This window comes from Azospirillum sp. TSO5 (genome assembly GCF_003116065.1).
Lineage (GTDB): Bacteria > Pseudomonadota > Alphaproteobacteria > Azospirillales > Azospirillaceae > Azospirillum.
The window spans coordinates 205,883-232,288 of the sequence record NZ_LGQY01000039.1; the positions used below are offsets into that span (position 1 = coordinate 205,883).

A 26,406-nucleotide genomic window follows, 5' to 3' on the forward strand; every position below is an offset into this window, starting at 1 on the left:
GTTAATCCGCTTATGGCCGCCCGAACACGAAATCGAAGACTTTCAAAGCAAAGCCGCAGTGTATTTTCGGCTGTGTCAGAGGAGGCGGAAGGAGATGCGGGCGCTGCATGGCGTTTCGGCATCGCTGCACTTTGTTATCTCCTTTGAAAATAGTCAACACACGTAACCGTTTTTCGCGGAGACGGCGCCCCCTGCCGCCGCACTGTGCCTTCGATTGCCTATTTGGATAATCCAGGCGAGCGGTCGGACCGGCGCACGGGCACTGTCTCCACACAATCGATGGGCAACCGATGGATGGCCAAGCATGAGCATGCAACCAGCGATCCCGTCCCTTCGGACCGGCCTCCACAGCGTTGGCTGGGTCCAGCGCAGCATCATCCTGGCGTCGTTGTTCATCGTGCTGACGACGGGGCTGCTCGGGCTGGCTCTGCACCGCGGCGGCCATGCCAGCAACCTGACCGACATCCAGAACCTGTTCGTGCTGGAAAACCAGGACCTGATTCCGGTCGACAGCTGGGATCCGATGATCGCGGCGCTCAACTGGCTGCACGAGCGGCCCGGCGAGAATGTCTATGAAGGGGTGTTCTTCCAGCAGCACATCAAGTTCCAGTATCCGGTGACCTCGCTGTTGCCGCTGGAGGCGATGAAGGCGCTGGGGGTGCTGAACCTCGTGGCCTTCGAGCGGGTCAACCTGCTGTTCGTGCTGGCGACCGCGGCCGGCATGGCGATCCTGGTGCTGGAGATGGCCGCCCGCTTGCGGGTGCCGGGCGCCCGTGACGACCGCATGACCCAGGTGCTGCTCGGCGGCTTCGGCTTCGTCGCGACCCTGTGCTTCTACCCGGTGCTGAAGGCCTTCTCGCTGGGGCAGGTGCAGGTCTGGCTGAATGCGGCCTTCGTCTTCGCCTGCATCGCCCTGTTGCGGGACCGCCGCGCCCTGTGCGGCGCCCTGCTCGGCGCATCGACGCTGATGAAGCCGCAGATGTCGCTGTTCCTCGTCTGGGCGGTTCTGCGCGGCGACTGGCGGATGGCGGCGGGCTGGGCGGCCGTGGTGGTGCCGGGCGTGGCGCTGGCGACCCTGTTCTACGGCTTCGCCCCGATGGTCGATTACCTCGACGTTCTGCTGTTCATCGGCCGCCATGGCGAGAGCTATCACGTCAACCAGACCGTCAACGGGCTGGTCAACCGCCTGCTGCACAATGGCAACAACCTCGACTGGTCGGCGGAGGCCTTCGCCCCCTACCATCCGGCGGTCCACATCGCCACGCAGATCTCCGGCCTTGCCTTCGTCGCCCTCGGCCTGCTGTGGCGCCGGCGCGACCGGGGGGCCGAGCGGATCCTGCCCTTCGTCGTCGCCGGCATCTGCTTCACCGTCGGCTCGCCGGTCGCCTGGGTGCATCATTACGGCATTCTGCTGCCGGCCTTTGCGCTGGCCTTCCTGATCTTGCTGGAGCCCGGCCTGCGGCGTCCGGCCGGGGCGGCGGCTCTGCTGGCCGTGGCCTATTTCCTGGCCGGCAACCTGCTGTTCTGGCCGGTCAACGCGCTGGCCGACACGCCGCTGAACGTCCTGCAATCCTACCTGTTCTTCGCCACCCTGATGCTGCTGGGGCTGACGGTCGTGCTGGCAGGGCGGCACGACCGCGCCACTTTGGTCTGGGGCGGGGCGGACGCCGGCGACCGCAGGGACCGCGTTCCGCATGCGGGCGCTCCCGGCCTGACCGCCACCACGGTGGCGCTTCCCCGCGCCGCCGCGGCCGAAACGCCGGTCCCGCCGCCCGCCGCGGAGGAGCCGCCGCTGTTCGTCGATCTCGACGGCACGTTGCTGAAGACCGACCTTCTCTATGAGTCGCTGTTCGGCCTGATCAAGGCCCGGCCCTGGGCGGCGCTGCTCGTGCCGGTCTGGCTGGCGGGGGGCAAGGCGCGGCTGAAGGCGGAGCTGGCCCGGCGTGTCGACATCGATCCGACCGGCCTCGTCTACAACCCCGCCGTCCTGGAACGGCTGGATGCCGAGCGCAAGCGCGGGCGCCGGCTGGTGCTGGCCACCGCCGCCCACCACCGCTATGCCGACGCCATCGCCCGCCATCTCGGCCTGTTCGATCAGGTCCTTGCCAGCAATGACGGCGTGAACCTGAAAAGCGAGCGCAAATACGAGGCGATCCGCGCGCAGGTGCCGTCCGGCGTCTTCGATTACATGGGCAACGACGAGGCCGATTATGCGATCTGGCGCGGCGCCCGTTGCGGCATCGCGGTGGATGCGCCGGCCGCCGTGCTGCGCCATGCCGCCACCCTCTGCCCGCTGGAGACCGTTACGACCCCGCGCCGGCCGCGCCTGCTGCTGATCTTCAAGGCGCTGCGCCTGCACCAGTGGCTGAAGAACCTGCTGGTCTTCGTGCCCCTGCTGGCTGGCCAGAAGTTGGGCGAGGTCGGCCCGACGCTGCAGGCGGCGGCGGCCTTCCTCGCCTTCGGGCTGTGCGCGTCGAGCATCTATGTGCTGAACGACCTGCTCGACCTGCCGGCCGACCGGCGCCACCCGCGCAAGCGCCGCCGTCCCTTCGCCGCCGGCGACCTGCCGCTCGACCTCGGCCTGACGCTGATCCCCGGCCTGCTGCTGGCGAGCCTCGTCCTGTCGCTGGTGGCACTGCCGCCGCTGTTCCTGGCGGCGCTGGCGACCTATGCCGCCTCGTCGCTGTTCTACAACCTGTTCGCCAAGAACCGGGTGATCTGGGACGTGATGCTTCTGGCCGGGCTCTATTCGCTGCGGGTGCTGGGCGGCGCCACGGCCACGGCCATCGTCCCGTCCTTCTGGCTGCTGGCCTTCTCCATGTTCCTGTTCCTCAGCCTCGCCATGGTGAAGCGCTATTCCGAGATGGACAGCATGGTGAAGCTCGGGTTGGAGCAGGCGGAGGGGCGCGGCTATGTGACCGCCGACATGCCGGTCCTGCAATCCATCGGCGTGTCGGCCGGCTTCCTCTCGGTGCTGGTGATGGCGCTCTATATCAACAGCCCGGAGGTCGGGCGCGTTTATGACCAGCCGCAGGCGCTGTGGATCATCTGTCCGCTTCTGCTCTTCTGGATCGGGCGGGTGTGGCTGCAGACCCACCGCGGCCTGATGCACGACGATCCGGTGGTGTTCGCCGCCCGCGACAAGTGGAGCCTCGCCATCGGTGCAGTCTGCGGCGCCGCCCTTCTCTTCGGCCGGACCTGAGCCGCCGTCCTCCACCATTCCGCCTTTAGCCGGGAGCCCCCATGCCCATCGCCGTCGTCGGATTGATCCTGCTGAGCGTCACCCTGTCCGCCATCGCCCAGATCTCGCTGAAGATCGGCATGTCCAGCCCGGCGGTATCCACCGCGCTGGCGCGGGGGGAGGCCGGGCAGATCGCCCTGTCGGTCGTCGCCACGCCGCACATCCTGACCGGGCTCGCCTGCTATGGGCTGGGCATGGTGGTGTGGCTGGCGGTGCTGGCAAAGGTCGAGGTCACCATGGCCTATCCCTTCGTCGGGCTGGGCTTTCTGGTCACGCTGGCGCTCGGCGTCCTGCTGCTGGGCGAGACCATGAGCCTGACCCGCGTCATCGGCACCCTGCTGGTGGTGCTGGGCGTCGTGCTGACCGCACAGAGCTGAAGCCCCCACCAAACCAACCTCCAAGACCCCGGCCGCCATAGGTGGGGGACGATGAAGGCGCCGCGGCAGCAGTCGCGGCGCTTTTATTTTGCGCTGCACAAAAACTGCGGCAACGCGACTGTCAGCCTCTTGGTGAATACCCCGTTATGGCAACTATTTTCGTCACCGAATCTTTCAATTCCAAAATCAAATGTCACGATTCCGGTATTGACCGGAATCCTCTGATGGATATAACTGACGGCATATTCGCGAGCGAAAATATCAGCGTATGCAATTTCAACGACAGGAGGTCCGGGCGCCGGCCGTCAGGCTGTTGCCTGGAAAGAGGGATCTCTTCGCCGGTCGCGACATCAAACGCACGGGATTTTCGCCCCATGCGGTCGCGACCGGCCTCCCTCCTACCGCTCTACCGTTGACGATCGCCAACGCCGTGAAACCAACCAAATCTTGAAGATCGAAATCGCCGAGGTCGAAACCGACCCTCTGGCACCGCTTTGCGCTGAAGCAAGGACGCCGTCCGAATGGTGCGGCGTCCTTTTTCTTTGCGTCCGGTGCGAATGATTTCCCGCGCACCGGCGCCGGATGGAGCGCCAGTCGCCTACTGCGAAACACAATAATCAGTTACAAAAGCATTCTTTCAAAAACAAAATTAAAAATAACATATTAACAATTGACCTCCACCAGAACGTGGATATAGCTTTCTGAAAATAAGGCGCGACGTTCACACAATAGTATGAAAACTCGAGGCGTGTGGCGTTTATGTTTTAAAAAGTCGTTCTCTGACTTTGCATAGATTTGCCGATTTTCAGCTGCCGTCCATTCAATCAGGAATTTCGTCAGTTTCAAACATCGGCATCAAGCTGCGCATTGAAAGCGCATTTCTCCAATCATGTCTTGCCAATCATGTCTTGAAGGAGATCACCGGATGTCCACCGCTCCCATTCGCATGCTCTACGGCGGCGCCATGACCGAGGCGATCGCCAGCGGCGACCTGTCCAAGATGAAGGAGGTCGCCGCGGCGGCCGAGACGCACCTCGCCGAGCATGGCGACGTCGGCTCGATGCTGCAGATGCTGAAGGTCGAGATCGCGAAAGCCGAATCGTAAGGGCTGAGCGGGCGCGCAGTCGCTTTTCCATTTTTCCTGCGGAGCAGCCTCCACATGTCCGAAGCACCCATGCGCTCCATCAAGCCTTACGGCGTGGCGATCTCCGACGCCATCGCCGGCGGCGATCTGGCGAAGATGAAGGAGGTGGCCGCGGCCGCCGAGCAGCATCTCGCCGAACACGGTGACGTGGCCGGCGTCCTCAACCTGCTGAAGGTCGAGATCGCCAGGGCCGAAGCCGGTCTCTGACTCTGATTTTCAATCGACCGATTTCCAACCTCCCCGCTATTCGAAACCGAGGAACCGACAGATGTCCAAATCGCACCTTCCCCATCCCCGTCCGATGTACATGGCCACCATGACCGACGCCATCGCCGGCGGCGATCTGGCCACGATGAAGCAGGTCGCGGCCGAGGCCGAGGAGCATCTCGCCACCTACGGCGACGTCCCGGGGCTGCTGCAGCTCCTGAAGGTCGAGATCGCCAAGGCCGAGGCGAAGGGCTGATCGGCTTCGGCCGGGTGCTGCGGCCGGGGTGCGGCGTCCATACCGTCCGCACCCCGGCGGCGCCGCGCCGCCGATATACGGAGCCGCCGATATTCAGAGCCAATGCCATTCCGAGGAAGATACCGGAACCATGGACCAGCCGCTTCCCAGCCCCGACCTTTCGGCCCGCTCCCCGGATCGGCCCCCGGATCAGCCCCCGGAACAGTTGGCGTCCGTGCCGGCGCGCTATTGTTTTGAGGACGACTTCCGCAAGCTGGTCCCGGTCCTGGTGGTCTGGGAAACCACGCTCGCCTGCAATCTGAAATGCCAGCATTGCGGATCGCGTGCCGGCCGGCCGCGGCCGGACGAGCTGAGCACCGAGGAGGCGCTGGACCTCGTCGACCGTCTGGCCGCGCTCGGCACCCGCGAAATTTCGCTGATCGGCGGCGAGGCCTATCTGCGCAAGGATTGGGTGGAGATCATCCGGCGCTGCCGCAGCCATGGCATCAGGACCGCCGTGCAGACCGGTGGCCGCAACCTGACCGACCGCCGGCTGGACGAGGCGGTGGAGGCCGGGCTCCAGGCGATCGGCGTCTCGATCGACGGGCTGCCCGACCTCCACGACCGGGTGCGCGGCGTTCCCGGCTCCTACGATCAGGCGATGAGCGCCCTGCGCCGCGCCAAGGAGCGCGGGCTGGCGGTGTCGGTCAACACCCAGATTGGCCCCGAAACCCCCGACCATCTGCCGGAGCTGATGAACCGGATCATCGAGGCCGGGGCCACCCACTGGCAGATCCAGTTCACCGTCGCGATGGGCAATGCCGTCGACAATCCGGACCTGCTGCTGCAGCCCCACCGCCTTCTCGACGTCATGCCGCTGCTGGCCCGCCTCTACCGCGAGGGGCTGGAGCGCGGGCTGCTGATGGTGGTCGGCAACAATGTCGGCTATTACGGCCCCTACGAGCATATCTGGCGCGGCCTGGGCGACGACCGGATGCATTGGTCCGGCTGCGCCGCCGGTCAGATCGGCATCGGCATCGAAGCGGACGGCACCCTGAAGGGCTGCCCGTCGCTGGCGACCTCCCTCTATGCCGCCGGCAACATCCGCGAGATGAGCGTGGAGGACATCTGGCGCCATGCCGACCGGATGCAGTTCGGCCGCCTGCGGTCGGTGGACGAGCTGTGGGGCTATTGCCGCACCTGCTATTACGCCGACATCTGCCGCGCCGGCTGCACCTGGACCTCCGAATCGCTGCTGGGCAAGCGGGGCAACAACCCCTACTGCCATTACCGGGTGCTCGACCTCGCCAAGCATGGCCTGCGCGAGCGGGTGGTGAAGATCAAGGACGCGCCGAACGAGGCCTTCGCCATCGGCGAGTTCGCGCTCATCACCGAGCCGATCCCCGGCGCCGAATCCCCCGGCCTGCCGGAACGCGACCCGGCGGCGGTGCATCGCCACGCCTACGAACGCTCCCCCGAAGGCGGCGTGGTGCCGCCCAGCCTGATGCTCTGCCGCGCCTGCAACCAGTATATCTGGCCGCACGAGACCGATTGCCCCCATTGCGGCGCCGACGTCGCGGCGGCGGCGGCGCAGCACGAGATCGACAGCGCGCGCCGCCGTGACCTGATCGTCGAGACCCAACGCCTGCTGGACGAGGCCCGGGCGCAGAAGCAATCAGCGGCCAGGCAATCCACGGCAGCGCTCCCCGGATAGCCGGTTGATCGGGCACGGCTTCGGGCAGATGACCGGCGCCCGGAAACCGGCTCCCGACCTCGACCCTAACCGTTGACAACATGCCCGGCCGTGGGTGCAATAGCGCCCGCGAGCCGGGTATGCCGTTGGGATGTGGCGGCGCCCGCAACACTCACGAACAGGTCGGGGCAAATCATGAAAAAACTCGCTCTCAGCCTCATCGGCGCGGTCGCGGCGATTGCCATCGCCGGCCCGGCGATGGCCCAGGCCAAGAAGCCGGTCAACATCTACATCTGGAACGATTATCTGGGTGAAACGACCCTCGCCGACTTCACCAAGGCCACGGGCGCTGAGACGAAGGTCGACCTGTACGACAGCCTGGAACTGCTGGAGCAGAAGGTGCTCGTCGGCAAGTCCGGCTATGACGTGATCGTGCCGACCGCCGAACCGACCCTGTCCCGCCTGATCCAGGCCAAGGTGGTGGGTCCGCTCGACAAGTCGAAGATCCCCAACTACAAGAACGTCGACCCGAAGGTCTTGAAGCTGCTGGAGAATTCCGACCCCGGCAACAAGTACGCCGTGCCCTATCTCGGCGGGACCGTCGGCATCGCCATCATCCCGGAAAAGATCAAGGCCGTCGCTCCCGACGTCGCGCTCGACAGCTGGGACCTGATCTTCAAGCCGGAAGTGGCCAAGAAGGTCGCGGCCTGCGGCATCACCGTGATGGATTCGGCCATCGACGTCATCCCGTCGGTGCTGAACTATCTCGGCCTCGATCCGAACTCCGAGAAGAAGGAGGATCTGGAGAAGGTCGAAAAGACGCTGATGGCGGTCCGTCCCTACATCAAGCGGTTCGTCACCGGTGAGAACATCAACATCCTGGCCGGCGGCGACGCCTGCGTCGTGATGGCCTACAACGGCGACGCCATCCAGGGCGCCGCCCGTGCCGCCGAGGCCAAGAGCGCCAAGGTCGAATACATCACGCCGAAGGAAGGCGTGCAGGTCTGGTGGGACACGCTGGCGATCCCGGCCGACGCGCCGAACAAGGAAGGCGCGTACGAGTTCATCAACTTCGTGCTCGACCCGGCCAACATGGCCAACATCTCCAACAAGGTCAGCTACGCCAACGCGGTGCCGGCCTCGCTGCCGATGGTGGCCGACGATATCAAGTCGAACCCCGGCATCTTCCTGCCGGCCGACAGCAAGGTGAAGCTGTTCTCGCTGAAGCAGATCAAGCAGACCACCGACCGCGCCCGCACCCGCGTGTGGACCAAGGTCAAGACCGGCAAGTAAGCCGCTCCCAACGAGGCGCCGATCTGTGGCGCTGGCCCGCCCCGGCCGATCCCCAGCGATGGGGAGCGGCCGGGGCGTCGTCATGAAAGAGGAACCCGGATGGCCGGTCAGCCGATTCGCAAACCCACCCGTCTGGAACCGTGGCAGGACGCGGGCCAGACGCCGTATGTCCGAATCGAGAAGGTGACGAAGACCTTCGGCGACTTCGTCGCGGTGGACGAGGTCAGCCTGTCGATCTATCGCAACGAGTTCTTCGCTCTGCTCGGCGGTTCCGGTTCCGGCAAGACGACTCTGCTGCGCATGCTGGCGGGGTTCGAGCAGCCGACCGAAGGCAAGATCTTCATCGACGGCGTCGATATGGCCGGCATCCCGCCCTATGAGCGGCCGGTCAACATGATGTTCCAGTCCTATGCCCTGTTCCCGCACATGACGGTGGAGCAGAACGTCGCCTTCGGCCTGAAACAGGACGGGGTGGCGAAGGCGGAGATCCGCGACCGGGTGGCGGAGATGCTGGGAATGGTCCAGCTGTCGGCCTTCGGCAAGCGCCGCCCGCACCAGCTGTCCGGCGGCCAGCGCCAGCGCGTGGCGCTCGCCCGTTCGCTGGTCAAGCGGCCGAAGCTGCTGCTGCTGGACGAGCCGCTGGGCGCGCTGGACAAGAAGCTGCGCGAACGCACGCAGTTCGAACTGGTCAACATCCAGGAAAAGCTGGGCGTCACCTTCATCGTCGTGACCCACGACCAGGAAGAGGCGATGACGATGTCCTCGCGTATCGCCGTGATGAACCACGGCGTCATCGCGCAGGTGGGCACGCCGACCGAGATCTACGAGTACCCGCACAGCCGCTTCGTCGCCGAATTCATCGGTTCGATCAACATGTTCGACGGCCGTGTCGTCTCCACCGAAGGCGATCAGGTCATCGTCGCGTCGGAGGAGGCCGGCTGCGAACTGCTGATCGCCCACGCCACCCCGGCGCCGGCCGGCTCCCCCGTCTCCGTCGCCATCCGGCCGGAGAAGATCGCCCTGTCGAAGGACCCGGTCGCCGGCGGTGACGGCCGCAACCAGACCACCGGCATCGTGCGCGAGATCGCCTATCTCGGCGACGTGTCGATCTATCTGGTGCAACTGCCGACCGGCAAGACGGTGCGGGTCACCGCCCCCAACGTCACCCGCCGCACCGAAATGCCGATCACCTGGGAGGACGAGGTGACCCTAACCTGGCGCCCCTTCGCCGGCGTGGTGCTGACCCAATGAGGGCGGTCGTCGCCATTCTCGTTTCCGGGCTCAGCCGGATCGGGCTGTGGGGCCGCGGCGTGGTCGTCGCCGTCCCCTATCTGTGGCTGATGCTGTTCTTCCTGGTGCCCTTCCTGATCGTCTTCGGCATCAGCTTCTCCGAATCGATCATCGCCCAGCCGCCCTATTCGTCGCTGGTGGAGTGGCTGACCGACGAGGATGCCGGCACCTCCAAGCTGCAGATCCTGCTGAACATCAGCAATTACTTCCGGCTGGGCGGGGACGACCTCTACATCCTCGCCTACCTGAACTCGCTGAAGATCGCGGCGGTCACCACGCTGTTCTGCCTGCTCATCGGCTATCCCATGGCCTACGCCATCGCCAAGGCCGAACCGGCGCGGCGCGGGCCGCTGATGATGCTGGTGATCCTGCCCTTCTGGACCAGCTTCCTGATCCGCATCTATGCCTGGATCGGTATTCTCAAGGGCAACGGCGTCATCAGCAACCTGCTGGAATGGGCGGGCATCACCAGCGGTCCGGTGGAGATTCTCTATTCCGACTGGGCGGTCTATATCGGCATGACCTACTGCTACCTGCCATTCATGGTGCTGCCGCTCTATTCCACCCTGGAGAAGATGGACCCCAGCCTGCTGGAGGCGGCGGCCGATCTCGGCTCCCGTCCCTTCAAGTCCTTCCTGTCGATCACGCTGCCGCTGTCGCTGCCGGGGATCATCGCCGGCTCGCTGCTGGTCTTCATCCCGGCGGTGGGCGAGTTCGTGACGCCGGAACTGCTGGGCGGCCCCGACACGCTGATGATCGGCCGCGTGCTGTGGAACGAGTTCTTCGCCAACCGCGACTGGCCGGTGGCGTCGGCCGTCGCCATCGCCCTGCTTCTGGTCCTGGTGGTGCCGATCATGATCTTCCAGCATGTGCAGGGCAAACAGGCGGAGGCCGGGCGATGAAGCGGTTCGGGTTCCTGTCTTGGGCGCTGCTGTTCGGCTATGCCTTCCTCTATGTCCCCATCGCGCTGCTGATCGTCTTCAGCTTCAACGAGTCGCGGCTGGTGACGGTGTGGGCCGGCTTCTCGACCAAATGGTATGCAGAGCTGATCCACAACGACACGCTGCTGGACGCCGCCCTGCTGTCCTTCCAGGTGGCGGCGGTGTCGGCGACGCTGGCGGTGCTGCTGGGCACCTGCGCCGGGCTGGCTTTGACCCGCTTCGGGCGCTTCCGCGGCCGGACGCTGTTCGGCGGCATGATCACCGCGCCGCTGGTCATGCCAGAGGTCATCACCGGCCTATCGCTGCTGCTGCTGTTCGTGGCGATGGAGCAATGGGTGGGCTGGCCCGACGGGCGCGGCGTCACCACCATCACCATCGCCCACACCACTTTCACCATGTCCTATGTCGCGGTGGTCATCCAGTCGCGGCTGGCCGGCATGGACGGCAGCCTGGAGGAGGCGGCGATGGACCTGGGCGCCCGCCCGGCCAAGGTCTTCTTCGTCATCACCCTGCCGCTGATCGCCCCGGCGCTGGTCGCCGGCTGGCTGCTGGCCTTCACCCTGTCGCTGGACGACGTGGTGGTGGCGAGCTTCGTCTCCGGTCCCGGATCGACGACGCTGCCGATGGTGATCTTCTCCAGCGTGAAGTTCGGCATCAGCCCGCAGATCAACGCGCTGGCCACCCTGATGGTGCTGGTGGTGGCGACCGGCATCTTCGTTGCCAGCATCGTCATGGCCCGCCAGGAACGCCAACGCAAACGCGACGAGCAGATGGCGATCCAGAACGGCTGATGGAGTTTTATAGACCGGTCGGACGCCATAGCCCGGCCGGTCCATAGACGATCCCGGCACCCCATCCGTCCGCGCAGAGGAGAAACCTGCCGCCATGGATGGCAATTGCCTGCTTCTTTTGCTATGTTGAAGCCATCTGCAACAGCGAAAGAGGCCGTGCCATGCGCGCGCTCCTGTGGTTCCCCTTGTTGAGACTCGGATTTTTCAATCCCGTTTCCAGTGCTTATTCGACCACCCGTACGGTCACTGCCCGCCGCGCCCTGCGCCCGCCGTCCGGCGCCTGATCGGCCGCCGATGGCCTTCATGCCGGCCCCCTCCCGGCATGCCGACGCGACCCGACGTCGTGTTCTTTCAAAAGTTCCTCTGCCATAAGGCCAAGTGCCGGCTGCCGTGGACGCGATTGCCAAACGCGCGCTCCCGTGGTTAGGGTGGACCGGGACGGAAAATGTCCCGGTCTTGCGGTTTGAGGCTCGCGGTTTCGAGTCACGCGGCCGCCGCGACGGGCAGGGACTTTTTAAAAAAGGGTAGGGGGATCGACGCATGACGACACCGAACGCCCCGATGCCGACGGGCCAAGGCTTCCACATGCCCGGCGAATGGGCGCGCCACAGCGGTTGCTGGATGGCGTGGCCGTGCCGGCCGGAAACCTGGCCGGAGGGTGCCTTCGACGCCGCGTGCGACGCCTACGCCGAGGTCGCGCAGGCCATCTCCCGCTTCGAGCCGGTGACGATGGTGTGCGACCCGGCGGATGTGGCGGAGGCTTCTCTCGCCTGCGGTGCCGGCATCCAGATCCTGCCGCTGCCGATCAGCGATTCCTGGATTCGCGACACCGGGCCCAGCTTCGTTATCGACGGCAAGGGCGGGCTGGCCGGCGTCCATTGGGGATTCAACGCCTGGGGCGGCAATTACGAGGGCTGCGAGAAGGACCGGCAGGTCGGCCGCCTGATCCTCGACCACCTCAAGCTTCCCTGCTTTTCCGCGCCCCTGGTTATGGAGGGCGGCTCCTTCCATGTGGACGGGGAGGGAACGCTGATCACCACCGAGCAATGCCTGCTCAACCCCAACCGCAATCCCGGCCTGTCGCGTGAGGAGATCGAGCGGCATTTGAAGGACCATCTCGGCGTCGAGACGGTGATCTGGCTGGGGCAGGGCTATCAGGACGACGAGACCGACGGCCACATCGACGAGATCGCGCTGTTCGTGCGTCCCGGCGTGGTGATGGCGATCACCACTGACGATCCCGGCGATCCCAACTTCAAGATCTTCCAGGACAATCTCGACCGGCTGAAGCGTGCCCGCGACGCGAAGGGCCGCGCGCTGGAGGTCATCCCGATCCAGCAGCCGGCCCGCCGCGACGTGAACGGCGTGCGCCTGACCCTGTCCTACACCAACCTCTACATCGCCAACGGCGGCATTGTCATGCCGGCCTTCGAGGATCCGGCCGACGACGAGGCATTCCGCGTCGTCCGCAAGGCCTTCCCCGACCGCGAGGTGGTGCAGATCGCGGCCCTGGACATCGTGCGCGGCGGCGGCGGCATCCACTGCATCACCCAGCAGCAGCCGCTTCCCTGAAACCGGCGCTCTGATCCGGCGGTTCAGGCCGCCATGGCGGGGGCCGGCCGCAAAGCCCGGCGTGCCAGTTCGAACGGGATCAGACCGACGGCGACCAGCGCCAGCAGCGCGCAGCCGAACTCGACGGTGACGAGGTCGCTGCCGGTCCGGTCGCGGATCAGGCCGGCCAGCATCTGGATGAGCGTCATCAGGATATAGAAGACGGTCATGAACCAGCCCAGCGACCATGCCGTCTCGCCTGGGGCGGAGTGGCGGGCGGGCAGGGCCAGGATGCCGCCGGCCGGCAGGCCGAGAAACAGGCCGGCGGCGATGCAGCTCGCCACCGGCGGCGCCCCCAGGCTGAAGGCCATCCCCGCCGCCGCGGCACCCAGCGATCCGACCGCCACCGGCATCAGCGGCCGGCGGCAACGGTCGGTCAGCAGGCCGCCCAGCGGCATGGTCGCCATGGTCACCCACACGGTCAGGCTGACGGTGCGCGACGCCTCGGTCACCGACATGCCGGTGGAGGCCAGCAGGGCCGGCGCATAAGTCAGGAAAATCACCTGTCCGACATTGTAGGCGGTCCAGATGATGCCGGCCAGGGTGGGGAGGATGCTCTGCCGTCGGGCGATCAGCCGCAGGCTGGGCAAGCTCCGCCGCGCCGTGGCGGTGGCAATGGACATGGCGGTGGCCGTGCTGGCGGGCGAGCGGTAGGTCAGCCCCACCAGAACCGCCACCGTCAGGCAGACCAGAGTCGTCAGATGACAGGCCCAGCGCCAGGACGCCGCCTCCGCGATCGCCGGGAACACCGCCAGCGCGACGGCGAGGCCGAACTGCCAGCTGATGAACACGATGGACAGCGCCGTCGACAGGTCGCGGTCACGGAACCATTCGGCCACCATCGCCGAAACCAGCACGCTGAGCACCGCGTTGCCGGCCCCGCCGACCAGACGCCCGGCCAGGGCGGTGCCATAATCGTGACTGACCGAGAACAGCGCGCTGCCGCCGGCCAGCAAAAGCAGGCTGAAGACCGCCAGCCGCTTCAGTCCGAACCGGCTGCTCAGCATCCCCGCCGGCAAGGCCAGCACGATGCCCGGCAGCATGAACAGGCCCATCAACTGGCCCATGGCGGCATAGTCGCTGTCCAGATCCGCCCGCGCGAACGGCATCACGGCGCCCAGGATCTGGAACTCCAGCGCCATGCAGGTGCGGGCGATGAACAGGATGGCAAGAATGAACCAGCGCATGGTCGTCGCTTTCCCCTGCCCACCATAATTGTCCACGTGCCCGTGTCGAAGATGACACCGAAACGCGCCGTGTCCAGCGCCCTTCCAATGCTTGGGCCTCCTCGAAACGCGGCGGCAGGGAACGTGGCGGCGCGGCCGGTGTTCCTGTCGGGCATTCTCCCATCCGGAAAGCCCGACGATCATGGCCGAGGACACCGCCCGCCGGCTGCAGGCACGCCCCATCGCGGTGACGAAGGCCGCTCCGCCCGTCTCCACCCAGACCATCCTGCTCATCATCACGCTGATCGTGGTGACGCTCTATGTGGCGGCGGACATCCTGATGCCGATCGCCCTGGCGGTGCTGCTCGGCTTCGTGCTGACGCCCATCGTCAGCCGGCTGGAGCGCTGGCGCCTGGGCCGGGTGCCGTCGGTGCTGGCGGTGGTGGTCCTGCTGTTCCTCGCCATCATCGGCTTCGGCGCGGTGGTGGGCAGCCAGCTTGGCGATCTGGCCGACAATCTGCCGACCTACCAGCGCAACATCCACACCAAGATCGAATCCCTGCGCAGCGCCACCGCATCGACCGGCGACCGCGGCGCCATCAAGCAGGCGACCGAGGCCTTCCGCGACCTCAAACAGGAGCTGGAGAACGCCACCGGCGGCGCGACGCCGGCGCAGCAGGGCACCACGGCCGCGCCCGCGCCGCAGGCCGGCGCCGCCGCCACCCCGCCGCGCCGCGAACCGGTGCCGGTGCGCATCGACCAGTCCGACACCGGAGTGTTCGACCTTGCCAGCCGATTTCTCGGCCCGGCGATGACGCCCATCGCCACCGCCGGCATGGTGCTGGTCTTCACCATCTTCATGCTGCTGCAGCGGGAGGATCTGCGCGACCGCCTGATCCGTCTGGTCGGGTCCGGCGATCTCAGCCGCACGACGGAAGCGATGAACGACGCCGGCGAGCGGGTCAGCCGCTATCTGCTGATGCAGGTGGTGGTGAACGTCACCTACGGCATTCCGATCGGCGTCGGGCTGTGGCTGCTGGGCGTGCCGAACCCGCTATTGTGGGGATTGCTGGCGACGGTTCTGCGCTTCATCCCGTTCCTGGGGCCGGTGATCGCGTCGGCGTTTCCGATCCTGCTGTCCTTCGCGGTCGACACCGGCTGGACCCTGCCGCTGCTGTGCATCGCCCTGTTCGTGGCGGTGGAGCTGTTTTCCAACAATGTGGTGGAGCCTTGGCTCTACGGCACGGCGACCGGCCTGTCCTCCCTCGCCATCATCGTCGCGGCCGTCGTGTGGACGACGCTGTGGGGGCCCATCGGGCTGCTGCTGGCGACGCCGCTGACGGTGTGCCTCGTCGTGCTGGGCCGCCATGTGCCGCAACTGCATTTCCTGGAGGTGATGCTGGGCGACCGCCCGGTCCTGCCCGACGAGGCGAAGGTGTACCAGCGCCTGCTCGCCCGCGATCCCACCGAGGCGACGGAACTTGCCGAGGAGCGGCTCGGCACCTGCAGCCCGGTCGAACTGGCCGACGGCCTGCTGCTTCCCGCCCTGTCGCTCGCCGAGCAGGACCGCCAGCGCGGCACCCTGAACCCGGAAGGCCGGCAGGCGGTGGCCGAGGGCATGGCGAGCCTGCTGGACGAGTTGAGCGACACCGTGGCCCCGGCCGGCGATGCGCCCCATGTGCTCTGTGTCGGCGCCCGCAACAATCTGGACGAGGCGGCGGCCGGGCTTCTGGCCTACCTGCTGACCGGCCGTGGCACCCGGACCGATGTCGTGCCGTGCGAGAAGGTGTCATCGCGCACCATTGCCAGCCTGGGAACCGCCGGGGTGGATGCGGTGGTGCTGTCCTCCCTCAACCCGTCGGCCCTGGGCCACAGCAGGCGGCTGGTGCGCCGCCTGCGCCTGCATTTCGGTCCGCACGTGCCGATTCTGCTCTGCCTGTGGAGCGCCCATCCGGAGGCCGATGTGCCGGAGCGCGCCAGTGCCGAGACCGACGCCAATCTGGTCGCCACCGGCATGGCCGGCGCCCTGGCGCAGTTGGAGGAGTTGAGCATCGGCGTGGTTGCCGCCCCCGCTCCCGAGCCGACGTCTCCGCAGCCTTAGTCAGGCCGCCTCACTTAGGCCGCCGCGGCCCACCTGTTCCGCCCGGCGCGCTTGGCGATGTATAGGGCATCGTCTGCCGCCTGGATGCAGGCATCGGCCGTCCGCCCTTCGCGGTAGGCGGCGACGCCCAGGCTCAGAGTCACGACGATGTCGTGGTCCTGATGCGCGATGGGATGGCGGGCGATGATCTCCCGCAGCTTTTCCGCCACCGCTTCGGCCTGGATTTGATCGGTGTCGGGCAACAGGATCAGGAACTCCTCGCCGCCCCAGCGGGCGCACAGATCGTGCCCGCGCAGGTTCCGCCGCAGCAGGCCGGCGGTTTCGACCAGCACATGGTCGCCGGCGGCATGGCCGAAGGCGTCGTTCACTTCCTTGAAATGGTCGATGTCCAGCATGATGAGCGTGAAGCCGCCACCGCTGCGGCCGACGCGGCACAGCTCCGCCTCCAGCCGTTCGATCATCTGGCGGCGGTTGGGCAGCTCGGTCAGCGGATCGGTCTGCGAGGCGGCATGCAGCGCCCGCGCCATCTGGCGGGTGTCGGTCTGCATGCGGTCGCTGATCTTGGCGATCTTGGTCAACTGCCGCATCAGCTTCAGATGTTCGTCGGCAAGCGCGCGGAATTCCCCCATCAGCGGATGGGCGGCGTAATCAGGGTCCTCCGCAAGGCGGGCGAGCCAGTCCTGGATCTTCTGCTCCTGCAGCATCATGCCCACCGTTCCCCGCCGCAAGGCCCAGCGCCTGGGCAAACCCGTCACCGTCGCGCCCTCAAGCCCGGTGCCAAGCCCGGTGTCGGCGGATTTGGTGTCGCCGGTCATGATGCCTCCTCTGCCACCGGGACCGTCGCGGTCACCGGAAGCGTGGCCCGCGGCACCGGCAGCCGGACGGTGAAGGCCGATCCCCGCCCCAGTTCGCTCGTCATCGAAATGCCGCCGCCATGGTTGTCCACGATGCAGCGGGCAAGGTGGAGCCCAAGCCCGGCACCGGTCGTCCCGGCGGCGTTGGATGCGCGGAAATACTTGTCGAACAGCCGCGCCGCGTCGGCCGCATTGACGCCGATTCCCTCGTCCGTGATCCGAACCGTGACCTGACCCTCTCCGGCCGAGAGGTCGACACGGACCGTCCCCCCGTTCGGCGAGTATTTGACAGCGTTCTCCAGCAGGTTGGAAAACACAATCGCCAAAAGGTCGCGGTCGCCGGGAATCGGGAGCGGACGGTCGGCGCCATGCAGCTCGACCCGGTGGCCGCAGGCCGACGCCCCCACCTCGCCCGCCAGCGCGGTCAGCATCGCCGCAAGGTCGAAGGCCATCGGCCGTGCCGCCGCGGTGCCGAGCCGGTCGTTGGTCAGGCAGCGTTCGATCAGGTGCAGCATCCGCTGGACCGCATTGCGGATCTTTCCCACCCGCGGCATCGCCGAAACCGGCAGCTTCGGCTCAAGCTCCAGCATCTGCGAGGCGCTGTCGATGATCGCCAGCGGCGTGCGGAATTCGTGGCTGACCATCAGCACGAACTGGCGCTGCTGGAGCGCCATCTCCTTGGTCTCGGTCTGGAGGCGGTCGCTGATCTTGGCGATCTTGCGGAACTGGCGCAAAAGCTTGCCGTGCCGTTCCGCCAGCGTCTGGAATTCCGCCAGCAGCGGGTTGTCGGCATTGGCCGGATCCTCGGCCAGCCGCTGAACCCACTGACGAAGCTCCTGTTCCTGCGACCGCATCGTCATCCCGGGTGCTCAGTGTGCCATCAATGGGCCAGAATTTCGAACGGCAGAGACACGTCCTCGGCGAACTCCTCCGCCATGTCGAGCGCGCGGTCGTTGTCGCTGTCGTAATGCCAGCGCACCGACACCGTCTGACCCTTCTGGTGGGCGCCGTCCAGCATCTCCAGCACGTCGATCATGCATTTGATGCTGCTGGTGTTGAGATAGCTCAGCCCGATGTCCAGCACCACCGCCGGTGCGGGGTCCTTCAGATACTCCTCCAGCCAGCTGAACACCGGCGCGTAGAAGTCGAAGGAGTTCTCCGGATAGGATTCCCCTTCGATGCGCAGCAGCCCGGCCGCCGGATCGAAATCGATCAGGGGCGAGCAGGAGGTTGCCTCGATCCGCAAACTGTCCATTATGCGTGTTCCGTGATTTCTTATAGCTGGACTTCAAGGCTGAAGAAGAAATAGGCGTCGTCCACCGCGCGCAGCGAGTATTCCAGCGGCCGGGTGGCCTTGCGCGCCATGTCGATCAGCCCCAGCCCGGCGCCGCTGGCGCCCGGCTCGCGCGGCTTGCGCGACTGCTCCTTGTAGACCGCCTTGAGGCCGGCCTTGTCCAGTCCGCGCAGCTTTTCCAGCATCGCCGACAGGCCGGGCACGTCGTCCGCCTCCACCAGATTGCCGGAGCTGACGACGTAATGGTCGCCCTCCTTGCCGATCACCACGATTCCGCTGTTGGCCGGGATCGGCCGGCCCAGCGCTTCGCGCGATGCCGTGTAATTGCGGACATTCTGCGCCTGCTCCACATAGACGGAGAAGACGTCCATGATCGCCGACTTTTCGATCCGCTCATTTTCCAGATGGTTGCGGACCGCCTTGCCCAGCTCCTCGATGACGCTGTGGCTGAAGGGGCCGCTGAAGCAGATCAGCAGCTTCTGCCGCGACAGCAGCTCCTGCAGGTTGAAGAGTTCGTTGCCTTTCATCGTACTTTGACGACCTGCCTTACGGGTGGACGGGGTGGGAGGAGGATGCGTCGGCCGCGGACACCGCCGCAAGTACCGGCGAAACGCTGAAGCCGACCAGGGTGATGTCGTCGCGCTGGGCCCGCTCGCCCTGATGCTCGGCCAGGGCCTGAGCGAAGGCGGTCCGGCGCTCCGCCATCGGGATCGCGTCGTGCTCCAGAAGCATGGTGCTGAAGCGGCGGTTGCCGAAGCCGAAGCCGCGGGCGCCGCCGGCCTGATCGAGGAAACCGTCGGTGGTCAGGTAGAAGCTGCGGCCCGGCGCCAGTTCCACCCGGTGGGTGGTGAAGCGGTGGCCGATGTCGGAGCGGCGATAGCCCAGGCTCTGCGGGTCGCCCTTCACCTCGCCGACCTTGTCGGTGCTGGGGTCGACGATGTGCAGGCCGATCCGCCCGCCGGCGAACAGCAGGTCGCCGCGATCCGGTCGCACCAGGCACAGCCCGATGTCCAGCCCGTTGTCGAAACGCGGGTTGTCACGTCCGCGGGCCAGCGCCGCGCGCACCATGCGGTTCAGCCTGCCCAGGATCGCCGCCGGATCGCTGTCCGGCGTCTCCGACAGCACATGGTCGAGGATGGCCGATACCGTCATCGTCATGAAGGCGCCCGGCACGCCATGGCCGGAACAGTCGGCGACGCCGATCAGGAAGCGGCCGTCCTCCAACTCGCGGAAGATGTGGAAATCGCCACCGACCACGTCGCGTGGACGCCACAGCACGCAGACGCCGTCCAGATGCCGCGCCATCTCGCGCTCGTCCGGCAGGATGGCCGACTGCAGTAGGCTCGCATACTGGATGCTGTCCATCACCTGCCGGTTGACGACCGCCAGCTGCTCGTTGGACTGGCGCAGTTCCTCCGTCCGTTCGGCGACGCGCTGTTCCAGCCGCTCGGTATAGTCGTGGACGGTTTCCGCCATATGGTTGAAGGCGACGGTCAGCTGCCCGATCTCGTCGGCGCGGGTGTTGCGCAGGCGCACGCGATAGTCGCCGGCTGCGATGGCCCCCGCCGACCGCGTCAGCCGGGCGAGCGGCGCCAGCACCAGCCGGTTCAGCAGCACGCTGATCATGCCGATGACCGCCAGCAGCGAGAAGATGACGAGACCCGCCATCGGCGCCAGCGCCGTCAGGGTGGCGCTTTCCGCCTCCTCCAGCGAATAGGTCATGCGCAGCAGGCCGACCATCGTGCGCTCGCCGTTGCTGCCGGACATGACGATCTGCCGTTCGACGGTCGCCAGCTCCGCCCGGCCGGACGGACGGTCCAGCTCCACCAGCGGTTCGCCATGGCCGCCGCGTCCGCCGGTCGCCGCCCACACCTTGACGCTGCGCACCGCCGGATCCTCGGCCATCAGGCCGCGGATCATCGCCTCCACCGCGCGGGTGTCGAACTCCCACACCGCCTGCCCCATGGCCGAGGCCTGGAGCGTGCCGACCAGCGTCGCGCGGTGGGTCAGCGCGTCGCGCTGCTGCCGGCCGACCAGCACGGACGACACGCCCATGGCGATCAGCCCGACCAGCAGGGTGCAGCCGACGATCATCAGAATGACGCGGGTCAGCAGAGACGATCCGCCGGGGCGGGCGACTTCGTCACCCGATCCACGGGGGCCGGCGCCGCGAAGCGTATAGGATTCGGTGTCGTCCCATCCCGTGACGCTCATCCACATCCTCCTGACCCGGCCGATCGGGGCCTCTGCATTCATGGCGGGTTTCATGCCAACCCCGTCCCGGAGGTTCGGGGGTGCGGTAGTCCCATTTCCATCAGTAAATCCACCCTCGCGTGCAACATGCCGACAGTCATCGAGCCAGCCGGCGGGCATCATGCGAGTGGCCGATGAGCCTATCCATAACACGATCGGTTTACTCAGTCCTGAAATAACATTTGGCGAAGAGGTGTTCATTGTCGGAGCGGTTGACAAAATGGGAACGACCGGCAACGGCCGGCGACCAATCCCAACCAATTGCGACGAACTGTAACATACGCCTCGTTCAAGTCGCCGAAGCCTTTGCCGGACGCGGGAATTTCCGTGGACGGCGCCGCCGTCGCCCATGCTACTTTCCGGGGCCGTCGCCTCCTGGCCGGACGCGGCGGTTGCGGCGGACTTGAGCTGAGGCTGGCAAGGACGGAGTGCGAAGGATGGCGTTCGGTGTTCGTGCATTCGCTGCCACGGGGGGAGTCGCGGCCCGCCTAGCCCTCTTCATCGGCCTCGCCTCCGCGGCGCTGCCCGCGGCGGCCCGCCCGGTGACGATCCTGGCGCCGGAGCTGCCGCCGATGATGACCGCCGACGGCACCGGGCGCGAGGCCTCCATCATCAAGGAAACCCTGGCCACCTGCGGGCACGAGGCGCATTTCAAAGTTGTCCCCTTCGGCCGCCACTGGAACGATTATCGCGACGGTGTCCAGGCGGGCGGGCCGGTGGATGCCGTCACCACCGTTCCGGCGGGAATGGAGATGCCGGGGGCCCGCTCCGTCCCCTATATCCATTACCAGAACGGCGCCTCTGTGCTGAAAAGCAGCGGCCTGACGGTGCGGTCGCTGGCCGATCTGGCGGGCAAGCGGGTCATCACCTTTTCCGGCGCGCCGGACGTGCTGCCGGGCCTGCGCGCCGCGATCCCCAGCTTCGGCGATTTCCGCGAGCGCGCCGACCAGATGGTGCATTCCAACCTGCTGTTCGCCGGCCGGGTGGACGCGGTGCTGGCCGACGGCCTGATCTTCGCCGAATACAACCGCCAGCTTCAGGAGAAGGTGAAATCGGCCGGCGGGCTGCCGTTCGATCCGGCCCAGCCGGTGCAGTTCACCGCCATCTTCCCGCCGACGCCCTACAGCATGGTTTTCCGTGACGAGTCGCTGCGCGCCGACTTCGACCGCTGCTTTGCCGAGCTGAAGGCAAAGGGGCGTATCGACGCCATCGACCGCGAGTGGGTGGCCCGCTATGCCGCCACGGTCGGCGACCGCTACCTATCCAATAGGTAAGGCAGCGGAACCGATGGTACGCGGCCTCGTTTACTCCATTCGTCCGATAGGGTTTGCGTAACCCGTCCGGGCGTTTAAGATAAGTTCATATGAATGTGAATGGGGGCGTGAGGCGTCGTGGCCCGGATCATTGTGGTCGAAGACGAAGCCGACCTTCGTGACGATCTTGTCGAATATCTCGATCGCTGCGGCTTCGAGGTGCAGGGGGCGTCGCGCGGTGCGGAGCTGGACCGGCTGCTGGACGCAGGACCGGCCGACGTCATCGTGCTCGACGTCAACCTGCCGGACGAGGATGGCTTTTCGGTCGCCCGCCGCGTGCGTGCCGGCTCCCCGGCCGCCATCATCATGCTGACGGCGCGGTCCAGCCTGATCGACCGCGTCATCGGGCTGGAACTGGGCGCCGACGTCTATCTGGTCAAGCCGGTGGATTTCCGCGAGGTGGAGGCGCAGATCAAGGCGCTGATGCGCCGGATGCAGAAGGGCGCCGATTCGCCGCCTGCCGCGGACCATGTCCAGGCGCCGCCCGCCGCTCCCGCCGGCGCACCGCCTGCGGACCTGCGCAAGGCCTGGCTGTTCGACGACATCGAATGGCGCATCCAGCCGCCGAGCGGCGCCGCCGTTCCGCTGACCGCAACGGAGTACAAGTTCCTCTCGCTGCTGGTCACCGCGCCCGGCGAAGCGGTGAGCCGTCAGGACATCTCCCTGGCGCTGACGGGCCGCGACTGGGACCCCTACAGCCGTTCCATCGACTCGCTGGTCCGCCGCCTGCGCATCAAGGTGGAGGAGCGCAGCGGCTGCGCCCTGCCGGTCCAGGCGGTGCACGGCGTCGGCTATGCCTTCGTCGGCCCGGTGGTGACCAGCGCGGTGGAGGACAGCGCCGGCTGAGGGCGCTCTACCCCGGTCTCGGCACTCGACTCCCGGCCCTCCTTCGGCGATGGTAGCGCCCGCAAGGAAGGGACAAGAGACCACCATGACTGATGCCACCGCCTCCGAGAACACCGCGACCGAAGCCAAGGCCACTCCGGGCGGCACCACGTCGGGCGGCGATGGCAGCGGCCTGTATCTGGTCGACGGGTCGGGCTTCATCTTCCGCGCCTTCCATGCGCTGCCGATGCTGACGCGGCCGGACGGCACGCCGGTCAACGCGGTGCTGGGCTTCTCCAACATGCTGCTGAAGCTGCTGGCCGACGCCAAGGCGGAAGCCGTTGCGGTGGTCTTCGACAGCAAGCGCCTGAATTTCCGCAACGAGTTCTACCCCGACTACAAGGCCCACCGCCCGGAACCGCCGGAGGAGCTGAAGCCGCAGTTCGCCCTGATCCGCGAGGCGACGGAGGCCTTCTGCCTGCCCTGTCTGGAGCTGGAGGGCTTCGAGGCTGACGACCTGATCGCCACCTACGCCCGTCTGGCGCAGGAGGCCGGCCGTCAGGTCACCATCGTGTCGTCGGACAAGGACCTGATGCAGCTGGTCCGCCCCGGCGTCGGCATGTTCGACCCGATGAAGAACAAGTCCATCGGCCCCGACGAGGTGTTCGAGAAGTTCGGCGTCCCTCCCGAGAAGGTGGTGGATGTCCAGGCGCTGGCCGGCGACAGCGTCGACAATGTCCCCGGCGTGCCCGGCATCGGCGTGAAGACCGCTGCCCAGCTCATCACCGAATATGGCGACCTGGAAGCCCTGCTTGCGAACGCCGAGAAGATCAAGCAGCCGGCTCGCCGCCAGAAGCTGATCGAGTTCGCCGATCTCGCCCGCGTCTCCCGCCGTCTGGTCCTGCTGGACGATCAGGTGCCGCCGCCGAAGCCGCTGGACGAGCTGCGCGTGCGCGAACCCGACCACCAGAAGCTGATCGACTTCTTGCGCGCCCAGGGCTTCCGCAGCATCGTCTCGCGCGTCGAGATGGAGATGCAGAAGGACGGCCGCATCGCCGACGGTGCCAGCGGTGGGCTCCCGTCCCCCGGCTCCGTACCCGCGCCCGCCGTTAAGTCTCCGGCCCCTGCCGAAAGCCCAGCGGGCGAAGACCGCCCGGCCCGCAAGACGGTGCTGCATGTGCCGGAGGTGCGCTATGAACTGGTGCAGGATGCCGACGCGCTGCGCCGCTGGGTCGAGCGGGCGCGCGAGACCGGCGTGCTGGCGGTCGATACCGAGACCGACAGCCTGACCCCGGCGACCGCCACGCTGGTCGGCGTTTCGCTGTCCACCGAACCCGGCATCGCCTGCTACATCCCGCTCGCCCATGGCGCCTCGACCGCCGCCGCCGGACAGCTGGACTTCGACGCTCCGCCGCCGCCCAAGCAGATCCCGACCGATGAGGCGATGGCGATCCTGAAGGATGTGCTGGAGGACCCGTCGGTCCTGAAAATCGGCCACAACTTCAAGTTCGACCACCAGCTGTTCGCCCGCAACGGCATCAAGGTCTCGCCGGTGGACGACAGCATGCTGATTTCCTACGTGCTGGAGGGCGGTTCGCACGGCCACGGCATGGACGAGCTGGCGGAGCTTCACCTCGCCTACACGCCGATCCCCTTCAAGGAGGTCTGCGGCACCGGCAAGAACCAGATCACCTTCGACCGCGTGCCGCTGGACAAGGCGCTGGCCTATGCCGCCGAGGACGCCGACATCACGCTGCGCCTGTGGACGCTGCTGAAGCCGCGCCTGGTCGACGACCGCATGGTCACCGTCTATGAGACGCTCGACCGCCCGCTGGTCCCGGTGGTGGCGGACATGGAGCGGGCCGGCGTGCGCATCGACAAGAAAGCGCTGTCCGATCTGTCGCAGAGCCTGTCCGTCCGCCTCGCCGAGATCGAGAAGGACGTCCACGCCCTGGCCGGCCAGACCTTCAACATCGGCTCGCCCAAGCAGCTGGGCGAAATCCTGTTCGACACGCTGAAGCTCGGCACCGGCAAGAAGGGCAAGACCGGCGCCTATTCCACCGACAGCAGCGTGCTGGAGGAACTGGCGGAGCAGGGCCACACCATCGCCCAGCGCGTGCTCGACTGGCGCCAGCTCGCCAAGCTGAAAAGCACCTACACCGACGCGCTGCAGGAGAAGATCTCCCCGGTCACCGGCCGCGTCCACACCGCCTTCGCGCTGGCGGCGACCAACACCGGCCGCCTGTCCTCCACCGACCCCAACCTGCAGAACATCCCGGTGCGGACGGAGGAGGGCAAGAAGATCCGCCGCGCCTTCGTGGCCGCGCCCGGCCACAAGCTGCTGAGCGTCGACTATTCGCAGATCGAGCTGCGTCTGGTGGCGGAGATGGCGAACATCCAGGCGTTGAAAGACGCCTTCCGGGACGGTCTGGACATTCACGCCGCCACCGCCGCCCAGGTCTTCGGCATCCCGCTGGAGCAGATGACGCCGGACATCCGCCGCAAGGCCAAGGCGATCAACTTCGGCATCATCTACGGCATTTCCGGCTTCGGCCTCGGCCGCCAGCTCGGCATCGCGCCGGGGGAGGCCAACGCCTTCATCAAGACCTATCTGGAGCGTTTCCACGAACTGAAGGTGTGGATGGAGGCGACCAAGGCCTTCGCCCGCCAGCACGGCTATGTGGTGACGCTGTTCGGCCGCCGCTGCTACATGCCCGGCATCCAGGAAAAGAACGCCGCCCGCCGCGCCTTCGCCGAGCGTCAGGCGATCAACGCCCCGATTCAGGGCACCGCCGCCGACATCATGAAGCGCGCGATGAACCGCATGCCGGGCGCGCTGGCCGCCGCGGGCAGCAACGCCCGCATGCTGCTGCAGGTGCACGACGAACTGCTGTTCGAGGTGCCGGAAGCGGAGGTGGAGGACGCGGCCCGGATCGTGCGCGAGGTGATGGAGGGGGCGGCGCACCTCGGCGTTCCGCTGGTGGCGGAAGCGGGGATTGGGGACAATTGGGAAGAGGCGCACTGAGGCGGGGGTTGCCGGGGGGCGGCGGATTTCATCCACGCGCTCCCGGCGCGCAACATGTTGAGTCTGCATAGTTATGTGTGTTAGCCCGAACGGACCGAAAATATCCCTTTGATAGGGAGGGGTTATCGTGACGTCCGTTGCCCAGAAGATCGCCTTTGCTCCGGCGGAGACCCGACGCGCCCTGGTCTATGCCGCCTTGTCGCGGAGCCAGGGGGCGATCGCCAAGAACATGGATGTGGATTCGGTTGAGACATCGATCGACCGTCTCAAGCGGGTGCTGTTTCCCTGGATGGTGCTGGATTTCCGCGCCGAGCCGACCAAGACCAAGGCGCTGTGCATCTTCAAGATGTTTCTGGGCGACAAGGACGATGACAGCGCCGCCTACGCCAAGCTCGCCAGCGAGATGAAGACGGTCGAGCAGAACTCCAAGCTCGCGAAGAGCATGAGCTGGTTCAAGCGCGTCAAGACTTCGAAGTCCCGCACCGTCGACAGCAACATCTTCGACGACATGTTTCTTCTTCATCTGGAAAGCGACCCCAGGAACACGCTGAGGTACCAGATGAATCAGGAACTGTTCGCACAGATTCTCCGCACCTCGCCGACGCTCAGCCAGAGCAAGGAACTGCTGGCGGCCGTCCGCAAAATCCGCGAGACCTGCAAGGATGCCGGCTTCAACCTGAAGAATCTCGGGCTGGGTGACAGCTTCACCTGATCCGCTTCGCTGCGGAACCCGCCGGCATCGGCGGGGCGCC

General features: G+C 66.6%; 22 protein-coding genes. 16 read left to right on the forward strand and 6 right to left on the reverse strand.

Annotation, left to right across the window (positions count from 1 at the left end):
• The first annotated feature begins 304 nt into the window (after positions 1 to 304).
• From TSO5_RS12355 to TSO5_RS12410, 11 genes are all read left to right on the forward strand, one after another.
• Positions 305 to 3,202, forward strand: coding sequence for a UbiA family prenyltransferase (locus TSO5_RS12355; protein ID WP_109151871.1), 2,898 nt, complete (start codon positions 305 to 307; stop codon positions 3,200 to 3,202).
• 41 nt (positions 3,203 to 3,243) lie between these two features.
• Entirely contained in the window at positions 3,244 to 3,618 is a 375-nt protein-coding gene (locus TSO5_RS12360) for an EamA family transporter (RefSeq protein WP_085085754.1), read from the forward strand.
• Positions 3,619 to 4,543: 925 nt separating this feature from the next.
• Positions 4,544 to 4,723, forward strand: coding sequence for a DUF1843 domain-containing protein (locus tag TSO5_RS12365; protein ID WP_109151872.1), 180 nt, complete (start codon positions 4,544 to 4,546; stop codon positions 4,721 to 4,723).
• Positions 4,724 to 4,777: 54 nt separating this feature from the next.
• On the forward strand, positions 4,778 to 4,969 hold the full coding sequence (locus TSO5_RS12370; RefSeq protein WP_109151873.1) for a DUF1843 domain-containing protein: 192 nt from the start codon (positions 4,778 to 4,780) through the stop codon (positions 4,967 to 4,969).
• 61 nt (positions 4,970 to 5,030) lie between these two features.
• Entirely contained in the window at positions 5,031 to 5,225 is a 195-nt protein-coding gene (locus tag TSO5_RS12375) for a DUF1843 domain-containing protein (protein WP_109151874.1), read from the forward strand.
• Between the two features lie 214 nt (positions 5,226 to 5,439).
• Complete coding sequence (locus TSO5_RS12380; protein ID WP_247870724.1) at positions 5,440 to 6,918, forward strand: GDL motif peptide-associated radical SAM/SPASM maturase; 1,479 nt, start codon at positions 5,440 to 5,442, stop codon at positions 6,916 to 6,918.
• Between the two features lie 174 nt (positions 6,919 to 7,092).
• Positions 7,093 to 8,190: an extracellular solute-binding protein gene (locus TSO5_RS12385; protein WP_109151875.1), complete on the forward strand. Its 1,098-nt coding sequence runs from the start codon at positions 7,093 to 7,095 to the stop codon at positions 8,188 to 8,190.
• A gap of 99 nt (positions 8,191 to 8,289) precedes the next feature.
• Positions 8,290 to 9,441 carry a polyamine ABC transporter ATP-binding protein gene (gene potA / locus TSO5_RS12390; protein ID WP_109151876.1) on the forward strand — a complete coding sequence of 384 codons (1,152 nt, stop codon included), beginning with the start codon at positions 8,290 to 8,292 and terminating at the stop codon, positions 9,439 to 9,441.
• On the forward strand, positions 9,438 to 10,382 hold the full coding sequence (locus tag TSO5_RS12395; RefSeq protein ID WP_109151877.1) for an ABC transporter permease subunit: 945 nt from the start codon (positions 9,438 to 9,440) through the stop codon (positions 10,380 to 10,382). The genes potA and TSO5_RS12395 overlap by 4 nt, the downstream gene beginning before the upstream one ends.
• Positions 10,379 to 11,212: an ABC transporter permease subunit gene (locus tag TSO5_RS12400; RefSeq protein ID WP_109151878.1), complete on the forward strand. Its 834-nt coding sequence runs from the start codon at positions 10,379 to 10,381 to the stop codon at positions 11,210 to 11,212. The genes TSO5_RS12395 and TSO5_RS12400 overlap by 4 nt, the downstream gene beginning before the upstream one ends.
• A gap of 540 nt (positions 11,213 to 11,752) precedes the next feature.
• On the forward strand, positions 11,753 to 12,784 hold the full coding sequence (locus TSO5_RS12410) for an agmatine deiminase family protein (protein ID WP_109151879.1): 1,032 nt from the start codon (positions 11,753 to 11,755) through the stop codon (positions 12,782 to 12,784).
• 23 nt (positions 12,785 to 12,807) lie between these two features.
• On the opposite strand, the gene TSO5_RS12415 is transcribed toward TSO5_RS12410, so the two are convergent.
• Positions 12,808 to 14,010 carry an MFS transporter gene (locus TSO5_RS12415; RefSeq protein ID WP_158282411.1) on the reverse strand — a complete coding sequence of 401 codons (1,203 nt, stop codon included), beginning with the start codon at positions 14,008 to 14,010 and terminating at the stop codon, positions 12,808 to 12,810.
• A gap of 181 nt (positions 14,011 to 14,191) precedes the next feature.
• Here TSO5_RS12415 and TSO5_RS12420 point away from each other — a divergent pair, with 181 nt between their 5' ends.
• Positions 14,192 to 16,090 carry an AI-2E family transporter gene (locus tag TSO5_RS12420; RefSeq protein ID WP_109151881.1) on the forward strand — a complete coding sequence of 633 codons (1,899 nt, stop codon included), beginning with the start codon at positions 14,192 to 14,194 and terminating at the stop codon, positions 16,088 to 16,090.
• 14 nt (positions 16,091 to 16,104) lie between these two features.
• Here the strand turns inward: TSO5_RS12420 and TSO5_RS12425 are convergent, their stop codons facing one another.
• The 5 genes from TSO5_RS12425 to TSO5_RS12445 are packed head-to-tail and all read right to left on the reverse strand — an operon-like array spanning position 16,105 to position 20,452.
• Positions 16,105 to 16,905 carry a diguanylate cyclase gene (locus tag TSO5_RS12425; RefSeq protein ID WP_109151882.1) on the reverse strand — a complete coding sequence of 267 codons (801 nt, stop codon included), beginning with the start codon at positions 16,903 to 16,905 and terminating at the stop codon, positions 16,105 to 16,107.
• Entirely contained in the window at positions 16,902 to 17,804 is a 903-nt protein-coding gene (locus tag TSO5_RS12430) for a HAMP domain-containing sensor histidine kinase (protein WP_109151883.1), read from the reverse strand. Before TSO5_RS12430 ends, TSO5_RS12425 begins: the two co-directional genes overlap by 4 nt.
• A 20-nt stretch (positions 17,805 to 17,824) precedes the next feature.
• Complete coding sequence (siaC, locus tag TSO5_RS12435) at positions 17,825 to 18,199, reverse strand: biofilm regulation phosphoprotein SiaC (RefSeq protein ID WP_109151884.1); 375 nt, start codon at positions 18,197 to 18,199, stop codon at positions 17,825 to 17,827.
• Between the two features lie 20 nt (positions 18,200 to 18,219).
• Complete coding sequence (locus TSO5_RS12440) at positions 18,220 to 18,765, reverse strand: SiaB family protein kinase (protein WP_085085722.1); 546 nt, start codon at positions 18,763 to 18,765, stop codon at positions 18,220 to 18,222.
• Positions 18,766 to 18,784: 19 nt separating this feature from the next.
• Positions 18,785 to 20,452 (reverse strand): SpoIIE family protein phosphatase, encoded by a 1,668-nt coding sequence (locus TSO5_RS12445; RefSeq protein WP_109151885.1) that lies wholly within the window; start codon positions 20,450 to 20,452, stop codon positions 18,785 to 18,787.
• A 476-nt stretch (positions 20,453 to 20,928) separates the two neighbouring features.
• Here TSO5_RS12445 and TSO5_RS12450 point away from each other — a divergent pair, with 476 nt between their 5' ends.
• The 4 genes from TSO5_RS12450 (at position 20,929) to TSO5_RS12465 (ending at position 26,366) form a co-directional block, all read left to right on the forward strand.
• A complete protein-coding gene (locus TSO5_RS12450) occupies positions 20,929 to 21,765 on the forward strand; it encodes a transporter substrate-binding domain-containing protein (protein ID WP_109151886.1) in 837 nt (278 codons plus the stop codon).
• A gap of 117 nt (positions 21,766 to 21,882) precedes the next feature.
• A complete protein-coding gene (locus TSO5_RS12455; RefSeq protein ID WP_199230870.1) occupies positions 21,883 to 22,650 on the forward strand; it encodes a response regulator transcription factor in 768 nt (255 codons plus the stop codon).
• An 85-nt stretch (positions 22,651 to 22,735) separates the two neighbouring features.
• The gene (polA, locus tag TSO5_RS12460; RefSeq protein ID WP_109151887.1) at positions 22,736 to 25,654 is read left to right on the forward strand and encodes a DNA polymerase I; all 2,919 of its coding nucleotides are present in this window, start codon (positions 22,736 to 22,738) and stop codon (positions 25,652 to 25,654) included.
• Between the two features lie 127 nt (positions 25,655 to 25,781).
• Positions 25,782 to 26,366: a hypothetical protein gene (locus TSO5_RS12465; protein WP_109151888.1), complete on the forward strand. Its 585-nt coding sequence runs from the start codon at positions 25,782 to 25,784 to the stop codon at positions 26,364 to 26,366.
• Positions 26,367 to 26,406 lie beyond the last annotated feature (40 nt).